This window comes from Sodalis sp. RH21 (genome assembly GCF_047324175.1).
GTDB lineage: Bacteria > Pseudomonadota > Gammaproteobacteria > Enterobacterales > Enterobacteriaceae > Acerihabitans.
On sequence record NZ_CP178732.1, the window covers coordinates 3,217,562 to 3,233,453 of the forward strand.

The window sequence follows — 15,892 nt, forward strand, 5'->3', positions numbered from 1 at the left end:
GTAAATGCGTATATTGATAGTAGAAGATGATTTGAGTACCGGTGAATATTTGCGCAAAGGGCTGGGGGAAGCGGGCTATCGGGTGGACCTGGCCCGCAGCGGTACAGACGGGCTGTTTCTGGCGCTGGAACATAGCTATGATCTGATTGTGCTGGATGTGATGCTGCCCGGCCTGGACGGCTGGCAGCTAATGGAAATTATCCGCAAGAAAAGCGATGTGCCGGTGCTGTTTCTGACCGCCCGCGACGGCGTACAGGATCGCATTCACGGCCTCGAACTGGGGGCGGATGATTATTTAATCAAACCCTTCTCATTTACCGAGCTGGTGTTGCGTATCCGCACCCTGCTGCGGCGCGGCGTGGCCCGCGAAGAGAATGACTACCGGCTGGCCGACCTGCATATCGACGTATTGCGCCGCAGGGTCACGCGGCTCGATCAGGTGATTATCCTGACCAATAAAGAGTTTGCCCTGCTGGCGCTATTCGTCCAGCGCCAGGGCGAAGTGCTGTCCCGCACCCTGATTGCCTCCCAGGTCTGGGATATGAACTTCGACAGCGATACCAACGTGGTGGACGTGGCGGTTAAACGCCTGCGCGCCAAAGTCGACCGGCCGTTTGAAGTGAAGTTGATCCATACCGTGCGCGGTATCGGTTATGTTTGCGAACCCCGCCCATGAATCGACCGCGCCTGCCCGCCCTTTCTTTAACGCTGCGCTCGGCGCTGCTGTTTGCCGTCCTGGCCGCCCTGGTCATCAGCGCGGTGGGGTTTTATCTGTATGACGATATTTCCCGCTCCATGCAGCGCCAGGCCGGGTTCCAGACGTCCGGGCGCGTTGAATATTTCCGTAACCTGCTGGGCAATGAATTTCCGCTATCCCGGCTCAGCGACAACCCGCATTTGTTTGAAAATATGCTGGGCAACGAGCGGGATATCCTGGTTTTCCAGCGTCCCGGCCAGGCGCCGCTGATTAATGTCAACCCGCGCAACTATCCCCTGCCGCCGGTGGCGCCGGTGGCCGCCGGGGTGCCCCTGAGCCTGGCGGCGGTGCATAACGCCAGCACCCCGGACGGCATTCCGATCCGCTTCGTCACCGCCTTGGTGAAACTCGACGGCGGGCAAACCGTACAAATTACCGCCGGCCATGTGATGGCGAACGAAACCCGCATGCTGGGGCAATACCGCAACCGGATTATCGAGGCGACGCTTGGGGCCTTTGTGCTGATTGCCCTGCTCGGTTATGCGCTAATGCGCCAGGGGCTTAAACCGCTGCGGCGCATGGCATCACAGGCCCAGGGCATCCACCCCGCCACCCTGGCCGCCCGTCTGTCCGAACAGGGCGCGCCGCCCGAACTGTATCAGGTGATTCGCAGTTTTAACCAAATGCTGGACCGGCTGGCGGAGGGATACCAGCGGTTAAGCCAATTTTCCGCCGATTTGGCCCATGAAATCCGCACGCCGATTAATGCGCTGATGGGTCACTGCCAGGTGGCGCTTTACCAGCGCCGATCGGCGCCAGAGTATGAAAGCGTGCTGGTGGGCAACAGCGAGGAGCTGGAACGGATCTCGCGCATGGTGGAAAACATCTTGTTCCTGGCGCGGGCCGGCGAAGCGCAATCCGCCATTCAACCGGCTGGGCTGGCGCTGCATGCCGAGCTACAGCGGATCGCGGACTATTTTGAAGGATTAGCCGAAGAGCGCGGCCTGTCGTTGTACTGCCGTGGCGAAGGCGAAATCTGGGCGGACGCCATGCTGCTGCGCCGAGCGTTAAGCAATCTGGTGGATAACGCCATCCGCTATGCCGACGAAAACAGCAAGGTCACCCTGACCGGACGCCGGGACGGCGCGGGCTGGGTGATTGAGGTCGCCAACCGCGGTCCGGCGATTGCGGCGGAACATATGAATAAACTGTTCGACCGCTTCTACCGGGTGGATAACGCGCGGACCAGCAGCGGCAATGCCACCGGCCTTGGCCTGTCGATTGTGCGCGCCATTATGGAACTGCATCACGGCTCGGCATCCGCCCGGTGCGACCCGGACGGCACGCTGTGTTTTTGCCTGTATTTTCCCGACCCCGCTTCCGTTAGCTGACGGGAGCCATGTTTTAAAAACAGACTTAAACATCACGGTTTCAGGATCACCTTGGTCCAGCCCTCGTCGCGATCGTCAAAATGCTTATAGGCATCCGGGGCCTCGGCCAGAGGCAGGCGGTGGGAAATAATTTGCGCGGGGTTGGCGCGGCCCTGGTGGATCAAACGGGCCAGTTGCCGGTTATAGGCTTTGACGTTGGCCTGGCCGGTGCGGATCTGCTGGCCCTTGAACCAGAAGCTGCCGAAATCGAACGGCATTTTGCCTTCTTTGGCCAAATCCGACTTGGCGCCGGGGTCCTGTGGTACAAACACCCCCACCACGCCGATACCGCCGGTGGCTTTGGTGGAGGCCACCAGACTATTCATGGTGTCGGAGTTATCTTCATGGCCGTGTTTATCGCAACACTGGTAACCCACGCACTCACAGCCGCAGTCGGTGCCGCGCCCATCGGTCAGGTTGAGGATTTGCTCTACCGCCGCGTCGCCCACGCCGTTAATGGCCGTAGCCCCGATTTTCTCCGCCAGCGCCAGCCGGCTGGGATGGGTATCCACCACGAAGACCTGCGAAGCCCCTTTAATCAGGGCGGAATGCGCCGCCATCAGCCCGACGGGACCGGCGCCGTAGATGGCCACGCTTTCTCCCGGCCGCAGGCCCGCCAGTTCGGTGGCATGCCAGCCGGTGGGAAAAATATCCGACAGCATGACATAGTCGTCCTCTTTTTCCCGGGCATCTTCAGGCAGCACCAGGCAGTTGAAATCAGCGTAGGGCACCCGCAGTAGTTCCGCCTGGCCGCCTTCAAACGGCCCCATTTCGGCAAAACCATAAGCGGCGCCCGCCGCGCCCGGGTTAGCGGTCAGGCAAAAACCGGTCAGGCCGCGCTCGCAGTTTTCGCAAAAACCGCAGCCGATATTAAACGGCAGGCAAACATAGTCGCCAACCCGGATGCGCTCCACGGCGGTGCCGATTTCGATCACTTGCCCCATGTTTTCGTGGCCGAAAATCCGCCCGGTTTCGAAACTGGTGCGGCCTTCATACATATGTAAATCCGAGCCGCAAATGTTGGTGGTGGTAATGCGCACCACGACATCGGTGGGCTTGATAATCTTGGCGTCGGGCATCTCTTTTACCACGACATCGCGGGGACCGTTATAAACGACTGCTTTCATTATTTCCTCCGGTTTAGAACGCTATCTTTGTCGGCGCGTTAACCTTTCTCTTACTTGATGGACTTACTTTATGGATAGCCCATAACCCCGCGCCGCGCTATAAATGATAAGCAAATTTACACATTCATTTATTCCCCCGCAGCGCCTAGCGGAGCGGTATCGCGGCGTGATTGCCCACACGCCCGCCCTTGTCGATTTGATAGCGGCGATAATGATTAGCGCATGTTAACAGTGGCTTAGCCGACGGCGATATTACGCCATAAGCGCCCAGCGGCGGAGAGTCAGCGCTATGACAGGAAACCGGGGATAAAGGGGGCATGTACGGCGCACAAAGACAAATCGCCACCGGTGGCAATGTCACCAGTGGCGATTAATGGGGCATTTAGCCGACCATTTAGAACGGTTAAAAGTGACGTTGTCATTTTTAACCGCCTCGCTGAATTGCCGCCTTTAGCGATTCACATCGACAATGATCCGGCCGCGAATTTTGCCCTCCAGCAACGCGGCGGCGGCGGCGATCGCCTCGCCCAGGGCGATTTCCCGGCTAATGCCGGCCAACAGCTCGCCGTCCACCAGCGTGGCGATCCGCTGCCAGGCCTCAATACGATCCGCTAGCGGCCGCATCACGCTATCCACGCCCGCCAGGGTCACGCCGCGCAGGATAAACGGCGCCACGCTGGCCGGCAAATCCATGCCCTGCGCCAGCCCGCAGGCGGCAACGGTGCCCTGATACTGTAAGCCGGCGCAGATATTGGCCAGCGTATGGCTACCCACGCTGTCAATAGCCGCGGCCCACTGCTCTTTTGCCAGCGGGCGTCCCGGCGCGGACAGCTGCGCCCGGTCGATAACCTCCACCGCGCCCAGTTGCCTGAGATGCGCAGCTTCCTCCTGACGGCCGGTGGATGCCACCACCTGATAACCCAGGCGGGCCAGGAAGGCGATGGCGAAACCGCCGACGCCGCCGTTAGCGCCGGTGACCAATACCCGGCCCTTGGCGGGGGTAACGCCGTTTCTCTCCAGCGCGATCACGGCCAGCATGGCGGTATAACCGGCCGTGCCGACGGCCATGGTCTGGCGGGAAGTTAAACCGGCGGGCAGCGGGATCAGCCAATTGCCGTCCAGACGCGCTTTTTGCGCCAGTCCGCCCCAGTGTTTTTCACCCACGCCCCAGCCGTTGAGCAGCACGGCATCGCCGGCCTTGAACGTCGGGTGGGTGCTATGCTCCACGATACCGGCCAGATCAATGCCCGGCACCATGGGAAAGGCGCGGACCACCGGGCCTTTGCCGGTAATGGCCAGTCCGTCTTTATAGTTGAGGGTCGAGTACTCGACCCTCACCTGGACATCGCCCGCGGGCAGTTGGGCTTCGTCCAGGCTGGTGCAGCCGGCGCGATAGCCCTGCTCATCTTTTTCGATCAAAATTCCGTTAAACATCATAACCCCTCAAAAGATTGACTCGTTGTAAACGTTGCCGCCGCGTTGGTATACGGCAGACCGGCGAAAAATCCGTGGGCAAATCGCTCCAGCGGCTGGGCGTTCCCGGCCAGCCGGGCGCGCATTACCGCCCCTTCCCAGCCAATCCAGAAGTAATCCGCCAGAGCCATGCAATCCGTCCCCGGCAGCAGTTGCCCGGCGGCGCGGGCCAACTCCAGGCAACGGGCGACCCGCTGCTGCCACGCCTGCAAAATATCGCTGAGCTGCCGGCGATAGCTGGCCGGCAGCAGGTTGACTTCCTGGCCCAGATTGCCCACCAGGCACCCCCGTTTAAACTCATATTTCGCCATGCCGCGGGCGGCGTCGGCGATAAACTCCCGCAGGCGATCCAGGGGCGGCAGTGAATCATCCAGCAGGGAGCGGTCCAGCTTGCGGGCGAAATAGCGGCCATAAAAGGCAATGATTTCCTGGCCGAAGGCTTCTTTACTGTCGAAATAGTAATAAAACGAGCCTTTCGGCACGCCGACGCATTTCAGGATGCCGTCGATACCCGAGCCGGTAAAACCCTGCTCGGTGAGAATAGCGGTGCCCGCGCGCACCAATGCCGCCCGGGTATCGGGATTGTCGCGGGCGATTTTTGGCGGCCGGCCGCGCCGCTTAGGGGGAGATGTCCGTTGCATGCACCGAATATAGACCGATCGTCTAAAATAATCAAACCCAGACACATCGCCAACGCCCGTTCCGCATTGCGCGTTAATGGCTTATTACCTACCAAGCACCCAATTTTTCGCCGTCACCGCTAGACGCTCCCGCGGCTTCATGATAAAAATCCCGCAGCCCGCCCTGCGCTATAGATGAATATATATATGATATACAAGGATAATAATGCCATCTTTCTTTGCTTCCGCCACTATTTTGCCGGCCATTATTCAGGAAATCGTACAAACCGATACGCGCGCCGCCGCCGACAAAAACGACCTGGGCCGACTATTTTATGCCATCAAGACCATCGGTAACCCGGCAGAGTCCCCGTCCAGGAGTTTCCCCGGGAACAGGCGGGAGCGACCGTTAAAAGCGGCCCTGTTTACGTTGGCGCTGGTCCGCCTGACCGCATCGTCGTCCTCCCCGGCTCAAGTACCGCTGACCGGGACCGTATCGCCCCGCGGATGGCGGATGGACAATACGCATCAGCCCGCGGCGGACCTCGTTTTGACAGCAATCCCCGATTCGTTTCACGGCCACCGGACCAAGCGTCATGTCGTTTTCCCCCCGGCCCGCCCACCGCTGGCGGAACCTGCCGACGACGGAGTGATCGTGACCAGGCTTTTCGATTTTTCGTGTTTGCACCACGGCGACGATTTGTCGCTGGCCCAGATCCTGCGCCAGATTGGCGCTACCTTGCGCCATCCCGTCACCATGCTGGCCACGGAGTCGCTTAACATCCATAGTTGGCGCTCGGGCCGGGGTTGCCCTAGCGCCGCCGACGTCCATCACCTCAACGCCATAACCGCCACCGCCGATAGCGTAACATCCAGCCTGCTGCAATTACTGCCCGGCGCCCTGCCGCTGTCGGTGCACCAAAATCTGGTGGGACCGGTATTGGAGGCCATAGCCAACGAACTGGAGCGGTGCGGTAATCCCCGCGAGACATATCTGGATATCGCGCAGCAAGCGCTGTTTCTGGCCAAAACCGCCCTGGATAACGCTAACTTTCGCGATAGATTGCCGCTTTACCAGCCGCCGAAACGCGGCGATTCGCTTTTACCCCGGGATCTGGGGTTCAAGAACGACGGCGGTCCCTACATCCGCATGCGCGCCGGCGGCGCCTGGCGGGAAAACCGGTTATATGAAACCAACGGGGTCTATTCCATTCGTGACGACACGCACGGCGCGCGGGTGGCTACGGTGCGCTACAACCGCCCCGCGCAGGTGTGGGAACCTGTCCGGCCTGCGCGGTTCAGGCCGTCGCGCAAGCAGCGGGACTTTATCGCTACCCACAAGTTGGTTTACCAACCGGATAGCGTCTACCTTGAACTGAAAAACGCCAATCCCCGGTTTTATCATCAGGCGGCGATTTATCGGGTACAGCCGCCGCGCAGCGCATCGTTGCCTGCCGCCGGCCAATACGCGGTAGAAATCCAGGGCGATCTGGTGCCCGTGGTCCCGGTGGTGATTCCCCGCCAGGGCATGAAATACGAGTTGATGCATACCGGCCGTGGACGGCTGGAAAACTATCAGGTCGAGTGGGACGGCCGGCAATGGGGGTTCGCCGCCCGGACATCGCCGCATGCGGCGAAAAGCCTGGTGCGGCAGATTTCAGAGCCTATGTATGCCCCGTCCGTCTCGGCCCGCGATCTCTCCTCGCCCGATGCCCGGGGTTTGCAATGGAATCGCCGCAATGAAAGTTTTTTGCGGATCAATCATAAATATGTACGGGTCTTGCCCTATAAAAATCAACCCGGGCATTTTTTTATCAAATCCCCCCACCGGAATATCAACCTCAGATTCCGCAATAATAAATTTCAACCACAAACCGTACGGGAACGTTTATTGCTGATAAAAACCGAAGGGCTCAGCGGCCGCGGGAGATTAAGGCCGCGCCAGCCCGCGGATATTATCAGACAGGTGTTCAGTATGGATAGGGAACAGGCGAAACGCTATTTAGGGCAATATTCGTTTGAATCCGGCGGCTTATATAACGAAATGGAATTCGCTTTGCAGCTTGAACAATACGAGCAGGTGCCGGCATGGGCCGAACGATTCAAGCGCCCGCAGGCCGCGGCCGGCCTGGACGCCCCTACAGAGGGTAGGTTCTCCCCCGGGGCGGGCCCGTCCGCTGGTGCAGATGGCGGTATCGAGAGGCTTTCCCCGGCGGGGAGCGACCATGACGATATCATGCATGTGGAACACCTGGAGGTGGGGGAAGAAATTGGCGACGGCGCCGAGGGCATCGTCTATGAGGATAAAACCGACCCGACCTATGTGTTAAAAAAGATTAAACAATCGCAATTCACCTCATCTTTCGATCCGTCTTCAGACAATAGCAACAGTTCTGCCAGCGCATCGCTCATACCGCTTAAAGATCGCCTGGGCATGGCCAAGGCCCAAGCGGAACTGTTTTGCCGCTATTACGGCAGCGACGGCGCCAAGGTTTATTTATATGATTCCGACGTCTATATCCGGATGTTGAAAATTCCCGGCGCGTCCCTGAGGGAAATCGCGCCCGGCACCCTGCCGGACGATGCCATAGAACGGTTTGCCACCATGGTCGGCAACCTGAACGAACTGGGTATCTGGCACGCGGATTTACATGAAGACAATGTGTTCTACGATCGCGGCAGCCAGGCGTTTTACCCTATCGATTTCAGTAATTATCGCGAAGCGTTTCTGCACATGGACGCCCGCGGCAAAAACGTGGTTAATCAAGAAAACGAACGGAACTGGCAAAGCATCATCAATATCATTAAAAAGAAACAGCGGCGCGTGCCCGTTTAACGCGCATGAACCAGGCCGGTATGATGGCCAGGAAAAAAAAGATCGCCACGACGTAAAAACCATCCTGATAAGCGAATAATTGCGCCTTCGGCACCAGCATACTTTCCAGATAGGCCATCGATCCCGGATTCACCCCTTCCGGCAGGCGATTGCCAAACGGATTGCCCCAGTGGGAGAAAAGCAACCCCAGGCGGGTGATGGACTCCGCCGCAATGGCGTTGGACGCCGTCAGCGCCTGCGCCAGCGCATCGCCGTGGAAAATGGTGCGCCGATCGATAATCACCGATAGCAGGTTAACGCCGAACGCGCCCCCCAGTTGGCGCACGAAATTCAGACTGCCGGACCCCTGGGCCAGCTTGTCCGCGGGCAAAGCGCGCAGGGCGCCCGCATTAAGCGCCGGCAGCATGACCCCCAGCCCAATGCGCCCCAGCACCACCCACAACGCCATGGTCCAAAAGGGGGTATCCACATCGGCGCCGCCGGAAAGCCAGCTCGACAGCGCAAAAATGGCTAGCCCGGCGATCACCGGCAAATGTGGCGGCAGCCGGTCGCTTAGCTGGCCGGCAAGGGGAAAAATCAGCCCGAGCACCAGCCCGGAGGGCATTAACAACAGCCCGGAGCGGGTGGGCGTATACCCTTGCACGGTCTGCACAAACAGGGGGATGATATAGGTTGAACCGTAAATGCCGGCCCCCAGCGCAAACGCCACCACGCAGCCCGCCGAGAAACGCGGGTTCTTGAATACCCGCAGGCTCAGCAGCGGCTGGGCGGCGATCAGCTCCCACCAGATAAAGCCGGCGGCGCTCAGCGCGGCGGCGGCAAACATGCCGATGATAAAAAACGAATCCCACCCTTCCCGTTGGCCGTTGGACAAGCCGGTTAACAGCATGGTCAGCGCGCAGATCAACAACATGAAACCGGCGGCGTCGAATTTGCGCCGGGGGGCGGCGGCCTGGTTATCCAGTCCCGGCAGGATAACCATCGCGGCCGCCATGCCGGCGGCGCAAAAAGGCACCACCACCAAAAAAACGTAGCGCCAGTCATACTGATCGACCATCATGCCGCCCACCGTCGGCCCCAAGGCCGGCGCCAGCACCACGCCCACGCCATAAATCCCCATGGCCCTGCCGCGCTGGGCCGGAGGAAACACCTGCGACAGCACCACCATGGCCAGCGGCTGGATAATGCCCGACGCGCTACCCTGTAATACCCGGGCCAAAATCACTTCGGCGCCGCTGCTGCTCACGAAACCCAGCAGGCACCCGGCGATAAACACCAGCAGAGCGCCGACAAAAGCCCGCCGGTAGCCAAAACGTTCCAGCGCCCAGGCGGTCATCAGCATGGTGGCGGTCATCGATGCCAGGAATGCGGTGGATAACCACTGCACCTGATCCTGCCCCAGGCCGAACGCTCCCATGATATCGCGCATGGCGACGTTAACGATGGTGGCGGTGGCGGTGGTGGCGATGGTGCCGAGCATTACCGTGCCGGTGGCCAGCCAGCGGTAGGCCGGCCCAAAACGTTCCTCCTGGATCTCAATGGGCGACATTAATCGCCACCTCGACCATCAGACCGGGTTTCAAGCGCGGGTCGATGCTTTCGCCGCCGCGCTCCCTGGCGCCGTCAAACGCGATGCGCACCGGCACCCGCTGGGTAATTTTGGTGAAATTGCCGGACGGATTCGGACTGGGCAGCAGGGCGAATTGATTGGTGGCGGTGTTGCCCACCCGGATCACATGCCCGCGCTGTACCATATCGGGATAGGCATCCACGCCGATTTCCACCGCCTGCCCCACCGCCACCTGGTTCAGGGCGGTTTCCTTGATATTGGCCTCGACCCAGACGTTTTTCGGATCATGGACCATCATCACCCATTGCCCGGCCTGGATATAATCACCCACGTCGCCCAGGGTGCGGTCCACCACGCCGTCCACCGGCGAACGCAAGGTGCGATCGGCGATTTCCTGGGTAATTTGGTCCGCTTGCGCTTGCAGCGCCAGTAACTGTTGGCGCTGCATATCGATTTGCCGGTCCAGCACCTGCAACTGCCCGCGCTGCGCCCGGGCATTGGCCAGCGCCGCCCGCTGGGAAAGCATCTGCGCCTGGGCTTCCCGCAGTTGATCCTGGCGCTGTAATAGCGCGGTATGACTTTCATCCCAGGTCTTGCGCGGCGTCAGCCCGCTTTTGACCAGGCTGTCGTCCCGCTGGAAATTGGCCTGCGCCAGCGCCAATTGATGCCCGGCGTCCGACAAGGTGGACTCCGCTACGGTCAACTGCGCCTGCGCCTGTTCCAGCTCGGCCTGGGTGGTTTGATCGGCGGTCTGGCGCTGGGCCTGGGTATAGGCGATTTGCGCGTTGGCCGAGGCCAGATCCCCTAGCACCGCCGCCAGCCTCAACCGGGCGTCCCGATCGTCGATTTGCGCCAAAATCTGGCCTTTTTTCACCCGGTCGCCGTCCATCACCGGCCGGGCCACCAGCCAGCCGTCCACCCGGCTGGCCAGGGTGACCACCTCGCCGGTGATATGCGCATCATTTTCGGCCACGTGGGCCAAACGCCAGTCAATCCAGGTAATAAACCAGACGATAACCGCAACCAGCACCGCCGCGCCCGTCAAGGCCCACATTTTTCGCCGCCGGCTCAGGCGGTTAAAGCCCCGCAGCGAAAAGCCGCGCCGCTGCTGCCCCCCCATACTCATAACGACTCCTTATCCACCGAGGCCAGACTGGCGAGCACCTGCTCCAATAGCCGGTTCATCTGTTCGATTTCCCGATCGTCCACCCCCGATAGCACCTGATTGCGCACCGCCAGGGCCATGCCCTCCACCTGCTGGACCCGCTGCAGGCCGTGTTCGGTCAAATGGATCTCCTTGGCGCGGCGATCGCTGCCTTCGCGGCGCACGATAAATCCCTGGGCCTGCAGGTTATCCAGCAGGCGCACCACCGAAGAGGCGTCCAGGGTAATGGCTTCCGCCAGGTCTTTTTGCAGCATGGGCTTTTCGGCCCGGGCCAGATGCAGTAACGGCACCCAGGTGGCTTCGGTCAGGCCGTAGGGCTGTAGCTTGCGATCGATCACCCGCCGCCATTGGCGGGCGGTGTGGGCAATCAGATTAGCGAACTTGCGGTGCGGCGAGGGATTGGGCAACGACGCGGTCGTCGACGGCGCGGTAGGTAATGACGGCATAATAAAATAGATTCCAACCCATTAGTTGACATGCCATTAATAAACTCCGGAGCATATATTTTGTCAAGCGACCCGCCGGGCAATTCCATTGACGCCGCCCCCAATTAAGAGGCATTATCATTTAGTCAGGATTGGTTTTTGGCCAGACGCCGTAGCCTCGCTTTGCAGTTTGTCTTTACGTCCCAGGACGTATCCCCCGTAGCGATCGGAAAGACTGATTCAGGTATCACACCCCGCCGAGTCCGATGGCGAGGGCAGCGACGCTTTACCACCACGTTTGAGGATGCATTGATGCTCCGTCGTTTTTTCAATTATTATGCCCCCTACAAGGGATTATTCGCGCTTGATTTCGGCTGCGCCATTATTGCCGGGCTGCTGGAATTAAGCTTCCCCATGGCGGTAAAATTATTTATCGACAAATTGTTACCCGCGCAGGACTGGGCGCCGATCGCCGCCGCCGCCGTGGGCCTGTTGCTGATCTATTTCCTTAATACCGGCCTGATGGCGATCGTGAACTATTGGGGCCATGCCCTTGGGGTCGGCATCGAAACCGATATGCGCCGCGAGGCGTTCAGCCATTTGCAAAAACTGTCGTTTCGTTATTACGACAATACCAAAACCGGCCATATTATCGCCCATGTGACCAAGGACCTGGAGGAAGTGGGGGAAATCGCCCACCACGGGCCGGAAGATGTGTTTATCGCGCTGATGACCTTTGTCGGGGCCTTTATCCTGATGGCGACGGTGCACGTACCGCTGGCCATGCTGACCGTGATTATCGTCCCGTCCATGACCTGGCTGGTCAGCCGCCAGGGTGCGGAGATGACCGACACCTGGCGCAAGCTGTTCCGCCAGGTCGGTAATTTCAATGCCCGCATCGAAGAGAGCATCGGCGGCATCCGCGTGGTGAAAGCCTTTGCCAACGAGCCGCAGGAAGAGGCGCTGTTCGCCCGCGACAACGACAACTACCGCACCACCAAGCTGCGCGCCTACCGCATTATGACCACCAGCATGACCCTGAGTTATCTCAGCACCCGGCTGGTACAGCTGATCGTGATGGTGGCCGGCACCTGGTATGTGATTAAAGGGGATTTAAGCTACGGCGGTTTTGTCGGTTTCCTGCTGCTGGTGGAGGTATTTTTCCGCCCGGTGGCGAAAATCTCCGCGGTGCTGGAAAGTTACCCCAAGGGCATTGCCGGGTTTAAACGCTTCGCCACGCTTATCGATACCGAACCGGATATCGTTGACCGGCCTGCGGCCCGGGTCATGGACAGCCTGTTGGGCAATATAGAGTATCGCGACGTGCGGTTTGGCTATCGCGCCGATAAGCCCATCCTTGAGAACCTTAACCTGTCGATTAAGGCCGGGGAAACCGTGGCCTTCGTCGGCCCCTCCGGCGCGGGCAAAACCACCCTATGCTCGCTGCTGCCGCGTTTTTACGACGTCGATGCCGGCGCCATCACTGTGGACGGCATTGATATCCGCGATATGACCCAGGCGTCGCTGCGTAATAATATCGGCATCGTGCAGCAGGATGTCTTTTTGTTCGGCGGTTCGATTCGCGAGAATATCGCCTACGGCAAGCTCGACGCCGACGACGATGAAATCTGGGACGCCGCCTGCCGGGCGCGGCTGGACGAGCTGATCGCCGCCCTGCCCGAGGGACTCGATACGGTGGTGGGCGAACGCGGGGTTAAACTTTCCGGCGGCCAGAAGCAGCGGCTGTCCATTGCGCGCATTTTCCTGAAAAACCCGCCGATCCTGATCCTCGACGAGGCCACCTCGGCGCTGGATACCGCCACCGAGCAGGCCATCCAGCAATCGCTGGCGGAGCTGTCCCATGGCCGCACCACCCTGGTGATTGCCCACCGGCTGGCCACCATACAGCATGCCGACCGCATCGTGGTGGTGGATAACGAGGGAATTATTGAACAAGGCAGCCATAAAGAACTGCTGCTGCGCCACGGCACTTATGCCCGGCTGCATCAGGCGCAATTCGGGGCAGCTTAGGCCTAAAATAACCGATGGGCGAATTTAACCCGCGGTGAAACCCTCTTTTCCAGCGGTTTCAGATAAAAATAACCATTATCTTAGATTTGACGCAACGAACGTCGTCCTTTGTAGGAACATATTAGCGGCTAACACGTTGCGTTAACTCATCTGAGGAAGTTATGGAATTTTTTATCCAACTGGCGGTTATTCTGGCCTGCCTGCTTTACGGGGCCAGAAAAGGCGGCATCGCCCTGGGATTATTGGGCGGTATCGGGCTGGTTATCCTGGTGTTTTTCTTTCATCTCGAACCCGGCAAACCGCCGGTGGACGTCATGCTGGTGATTATTGCCGTGGTGGCGGCCTCCGCCACCCTGCAAGCCTCCGGCGGCCTGGACGTGATGCTGCAAATCGCCGAACGCCTGCTGCGGCGCAACCCCAAGTATGTTTCCATCGTGGCGCCCTTTGTCACCTGCTGCCTGACCATTCTGTGCGGTACCGGCCACGTGGTATATACCATCCTGCCCATTATCTACGATGTGGCGATTAAAAATAATATCCGCCCCGAACGGCCCATGGCCGCCAGTTCCATCGGCTCGCAGATGGGCATTATCGCCAGCCCGGTATCGGTGGCGGTGGTTTCCCTGGTGGCGATGCTGGGCAACGTGACCTTTAACGGCCGGCACCTGGACTTCCTGGACCTGCTGGCCATCACCATCCCCTCCACCCTGTGCGGTATCCTGGCCATCGGCATATTCAGCTGGTTCCGCGGCAAGGATCTGGACAAGGACGAAGTGTTCCAGAAATTCATTTCCGACCCGGAAAACCGCCACTATGTTTACGGCGATACCGCCACGCTGCTGACCCGCAAGCTGCCGCGCAGCAACTGGATCGCCATGTGGATCTTCCTGGCCACCATCGGCATCGTCGCCCTGCTGGGCGCGGTGCCCGGCCTGCGCCCGGTATTCAACGGCCAGCCGCTGTCGATGGTGCTGGTCATCCAGATGTGCATGCTGTTCGCCGGCGCGGTGATCATCATCGCCACTAAAACCAACCCGGCCGATATTTCCAAAAACGAGGTGTTCCGCTCCGGCATGATCGCCATCGTGGCGGTATACGGTATCGCCTGGATGGCCGAAACCATCTTCGGCGCCCATTTAAAGGAAATCGAAGCCCATTTGGGAGCCATTATCAAGGTCCATCCCTGGGCCTATGCCATCGCGCTGCTGATCGTTTCCAAGTTCGTCAACTCCCAGGCGGCGGCCCTGGCGGCCATCGTACCGCTGGCGCTGGCCATCGGCGTCGACCCGGCGTATATCGTGGCGTCCGCCCCGGCCTGCTACGGGTATTATATTCTGCCCACCTACCCAAGCGACCTGGCCGCCATCCAGTTCGACCGTTCGGGCACCACCCATATCGGCAAATTTGTCATCAACCACAGCTTTATCCTGGTGGGACTGATTGGCGTGGGCGTGTCCAGCGTGATCGGCTGGGTGTTGGCCGCGGCCTACGGCTTTTTATAACAGAACCACCGCGTAATCCCGCCCGGCAGCGGGCGGGATGCGCATTCTCTGAGCAAACAGACCTTTTTGACCGTTTCCCCCTTTGACATGGCACGGAACCATCGCTATGATGCGAACCACTTAGCGATTCCTCTGTAGTTCAGTCGGTAGAACGGCGGACTGTTAATCCGTATGTCACTGGTTCGAGTCCAGTCAGAGGAGCCAAGATTCTTGTCTTCATGCCGCTTTGCGAATCCCTATACGATTTTGATTCAACAAGTTAGCGTGAAAAAACTTCCCGATGCATTTTTAGTTTTCCCTCTGCCTCGGGAGAATTTGGTGGTCAGATTTGGGGTCAGGTTGGTTCGATTATGGAGTGACCCCCATATGTCTCTCAACGACACGAAAATCCGCAGTCTCAAGCCTTCTGATAAACCTTTCAAAATCTCCGATTCACACGGTTTGTATCTTTTGATCAATCCAGGCGGTTCACGTCTCTGGTATATCAAGTACCGTATCAATGGTAAAGAATCCCGTCTCGGCTTAGGTGCCGATCCCGATGTCTCTCTAGCCGATGCCCGCCAGCAACGTGACGGTATCCGAAAATTGCTGGCGCAGAATATCAATCCCGCCCGGCAACGTATCGCCGAAAGGGCCGCCCGCTCGCCGGAAAAAACCTTCAACTCCGTGGCATTGGATTGGCACAAAAGCAACAAAACATGGTCAGCGAACCATGCTGCCCGTCTGCTTGCCAGCATGAACAACCCTATCTTCCCTGCAACCCTATCTTCCCTGCAATTGGACATCTACCGGTCACTGAGCTTAAAACCCGCCACTTTATCGACCTGCTGAAAGATATTGAGAGAAAAGGTTTGCTAGAAGTAGCGGCCCGAACCCGGCAGCATATCTGCAACATCATGCGTCATGCCGTTCACCAGGAAATGGAAGGACAATCCCTGCCCGGATGACTCTCCACGGTGGGTGCTTTTCCAGCCGGGCCTGGTGCGATATGGCTGGCAGGGATAATACCTGTTTTC

Annotated in this window: 11 protein-coding genes, 1 tRNA gene and 1 pseudogene; 7 read left to right on the plus strand and 6 right to left on the minus strand. The window is 59.2% G+C overall.

Annotated features, from left to right (window positions below):
• Nucleotides 1-4 precede the first annotated feature (4 nt).
• Nucleotides 5-676, plus strand: coding sequence for a heavy metal response regulator transcription factor (locus ACL2XP_RS14770; protein ID WP_413733532.1), 672 nt, complete (start codon nt 5-7; stop codon nt 674-676).
• Nucleotides 673-2,088 (plus strand): heavy metal sensor histidine kinase, encoded by a 1,416-nt coding sequence (locus ACL2XP_RS14775; protein ID WP_413733533.1) that lies wholly within the window; start codon nt 673-675, stop codon nt 2,086-2,088. Before ACL2XP_RS14770 ends, ACL2XP_RS14775 begins: the two co-directional genes overlap by 4 nt.
• A gap of 32 nt (nt 2,089-2,120) precedes the next feature.
• Here the strand turns inward: ACL2XP_RS14775 and ACL2XP_RS14780 are convergent, their stop codons facing one another.
• The 3 genes from ACL2XP_RS14780 to ACL2XP_RS14790 all read right to left on the minus strand — a co-directional run bounded on the left by ACL2XP_RS14780 (nt 2,121) and on the right by ACL2XP_RS14790 (nt 5,368).
• Entirely contained in the window at nt 2,121-3,254 is a 1,134-nt protein-coding gene (locus ACL2XP_RS14780) for a glutathione-independent formaldehyde dehydrogenase (RefSeq protein WP_413733534.1), read from the minus strand.
• 450 nt (nt 3,255-3,704) lie between these two features.
• A complete protein-coding gene (locus ACL2XP_RS14785; protein WP_413739170.1) occupies nt 3,705-4,688 on the minus strand; it encodes an MDR family oxidoreductase in 984 nt (327 codons plus the stop codon).
• A complete protein-coding gene (locus ACL2XP_RS14790) occupies nt 4,688-5,368 on the minus strand; it encodes a TetR/AcrR family transcriptional regulator (protein ID WP_413733535.1) in 681 nt (226 codons plus the stop codon). The genes ACL2XP_RS14785 and ACL2XP_RS14790 overlap by 1 nt, the downstream gene beginning before the upstream one ends.
• A 205-nt stretch (nt 5,369-5,573) precedes the next feature.
• On the opposite strand from ACL2XP_RS14790, the gene ACL2XP_RS14795 reads away from it, so the two are divergent.
• Nucleotides 5,574-8,183 carry a hypothetical protein gene (locus tag ACL2XP_RS14795; RefSeq protein ID WP_413733536.1) on the plus strand — a complete coding sequence of 870 codons (2,610 nt, stop codon included), beginning with the start codon at nt 5,574-5,576 and terminating at the stop codon, nt 8,181-8,183.
• Here the strand turns inward: ACL2XP_RS14795 and ACL2XP_RS14800 are convergent.
• From ACL2XP_RS14800 to ACL2XP_RS14810, 3 genes are read right to left on the minus strand one after another with little or no spacing between them, the layout of a single operon-like run.
• Nucleotides 8,152-9,732 (minus strand): DHA2 family efflux MFS transporter permease subunit, encoded by a 1,581-nt coding sequence (locus tag ACL2XP_RS14800; RefSeq protein ID WP_413733537.1) that lies wholly within the window; start codon nt 9,730-9,732, stop codon nt 8,152-8,154. The two genes, ACL2XP_RS14795 and ACL2XP_RS14800, sit on opposite strands and share 32 nt — an antisense overlap.
• Nucleotides 9,719-10,879 (minus strand): HlyD family secretion protein, encoded by a 1,161-nt coding sequence (locus tag ACL2XP_RS14805; protein WP_413733538.1) that lies wholly within the window; start codon nt 10,877-10,879, stop codon nt 9,719-9,721. The genes ACL2XP_RS14800 and ACL2XP_RS14805 overlap by 14 nt, the downstream gene beginning before the upstream one ends.
• A complete protein-coding gene (locus ACL2XP_RS14810; protein ID WP_413733539.1) occupies nt 10,876-11,364 on the minus strand; it encodes a MarR family winged helix-turn-helix transcriptional regulator in 489 nt (162 codons plus the stop codon). Before ACL2XP_RS14810 ends, ACL2XP_RS14805 begins: the two co-directional genes overlap by 4 nt.
• Nucleotides 11,365-11,655: 291 nt before the next feature.
• Between ACL2XP_RS14810 and ACL2XP_RS14815 the strand changes: the two genes are divergently transcribed.
• The 4 genes and pseudogenes from ACL2XP_RS14815 to ACL2XP_RS14830 form a co-directional block, all read left to right on the plus strand.
• Nucleotides 11,656-13,374 (plus strand): ABC transporter ATP-binding protein, encoded by a 1,719-nt coding sequence (locus ACL2XP_RS14815; protein ID WP_413733540.1) that lies wholly within the window; start codon nt 11,656-11,658, stop codon nt 13,372-13,374.
• Between the two features lie 161 nt (nt 13,375-13,535).
• On the plus strand, nt 13,536-14,876 hold the full coding sequence (locus tag ACL2XP_RS14820; protein WP_413733541.1) for an anaerobic C4-dicarboxylate transporter: 1,341 nt from the start codon (nt 13,536-13,538) through the stop codon (nt 14,874-14,876).
• Nucleotides 14,877-15,004: 128 nt separating this feature from the next.
• A tRNA-Asn gene (locus ACL2XP_RS14825) sits at nt 15,005-15,080 on the plus strand.
• A gap of 162 nt (nt 15,081-15,242) precedes the next feature.
• A pseudogene (locus tag ACL2XP_RS14830) lies at nt 15,243-15,799 on the plus strand (tyrosine-type recombinase/integrase); the annotation flags it as partial.
• Between the last annotated feature and the right edge of the window lie 93 nt (nt 15,800-15,892).

Coding starts and splice junctions, on each gene's coding strand:
- ACL2XP_RS14800 (WP_413733537.1), bottom strand. CDS start 9,732: ATGTCGCCCATTGAGATCCAGGAGGAACGTTTTGGGCCGGCCTACCGC.
- ACL2XP_RS14805 (WP_413733538.1), bottom strand. CDS start 10,879: ATGAGTATGGGGGGGCAGCAGCGGCGCGGCTTTTCGCTGCGGGGCTTT.
- ACL2XP_RS14780 (WP_413733534.1), bottom strand. CDS start 3,254: ATGAAAGCAGTCGTTTATAACGGTCCCCGCGATGTCGTGGTAAAAGAG.
- ACL2XP_RS14795 (WP_413733536.1), top strand. CDS start 5,574: ATGCCATCTTTCTTTGCTTCCGCCACTATTTTGCCGGCCATTATTCAG.
- ACL2XP_RS14820 (WP_413733541.1), top strand. CDS start 13,536: ATGGAATTTTTTATCCAACTGGCGGTTATTCTGGCCTGCCTGCTTTAC.
- ACL2XP_RS14775 (WP_413733533.1), top strand. CDS start 673: ATGAATCGACCGCGCCTGCCCGCCCTTTCTTTAACGCTGCGCTCGGCG.
- ACL2XP_RS14810 (WP_413733539.1), bottom strand. CDS start 11,364: ATGCCGTCATTACCTACCGCGCCGTCGACGACCGCGTCGTTGCCCAAT.
- ACL2XP_RS14785 (WP_413739170.1), bottom strand. CDS start 4,688: ATGTTTAACGGAATTTTGATCGAAAAAGATGAGCAGGGCTATCGCGCC.
- ACL2XP_RS14790 (WP_413733535.1), bottom strand. CDS start 5,368: ATGCAACGGACATCTCCCCCTAAGCGGCGCGGCCGGCCGCCAAAAATC.
- ACL2XP_RS14815 (WP_413733540.1), top strand. CDS start 11,656: ATGCTCCGTCGTTTTTTCAATTATTATGCCCCCTACAAGGGATTATTC.
- ACL2XP_RS14770 (WP_413733532.1), top strand. CDS start 5: ATGCGTATATTGATAGTAGAAGATGATTTGAGTACCGGTGAATATTTG.